Origin of the sequence: Daejeonella sp. (genome assembly GCF_037719425.1) — a bacterium.
Lineage (GTDB): Bacteria > Bacteroidota > Bacteroidia > Sphingobacteriales > Sphingobacteriaceae > Daejeonella.
Window position 1 is genome coordinate 5,512 of the sequence record NZ_JBBJNI010000197.1, and the last position, 581, is coordinate 6,092.

1 protein-coding gene is annotated in these 581 nt (G+C 36.5%); it reads right to left on the reverse strand.

The window, feature by feature from the left end; all coding sequences use genetic code 11:
- The coding region (locus WKF69_RS18070) for a DUF983 domain-containing protein (RefSeq protein ID WP_340383712.1) at nucleotides 1-351 on the reverse strand (351 nt) is incomplete at its 3' end.
- Nucleotides 352-581 lie beyond the last annotated feature (230 nt).

The window sequence follows — 581 nt, forward strand, 5'->3', positions numbered from 1 at the left end:
CGAATACCTATAGTTAAAGGGGGACAGAATGATCACTGCAGGGAAAATTACCGCCATATATAACCACGGACTAGTTGTGTTTTTAGTGATAATGTAAGTCAGCAAACCTGCGAGTATCATCTGGATGACGTTAAAACCATAGCTAACAAACATCGCAACGTAGAAATATCCAGGCTCGCGCTCAAACTTAAGATTACAGTGAGGACAGTTATCGTTCATCTTCTGTGACTTAAAACCATACATTGAGTTTTGGAAAACATCCCCTCTTCTGCATCGCGGACATTTCGAATTAACTAACGCATACAATTGTGAGAGCTTACGATCTTCTTTCTTCCCGGTTGATATTTTCATCTTTTATGTTTTTCTAAATCCTTCAGGGATTACTCAACATGCACTCCGATACAGATCTAATGCCGTAGACACGAATTTTATTTGCCACATACAAATTTAGCCATATAAAACATTATGCCATGGCACAGAAAACAAAAATCCATCTGCTGCGTATAATAACCAATTTGAATAATTCTTTTGAAGTAGTCACTTGTTAAATACTAATAAAATTAGTAAATTAGCGATATGGA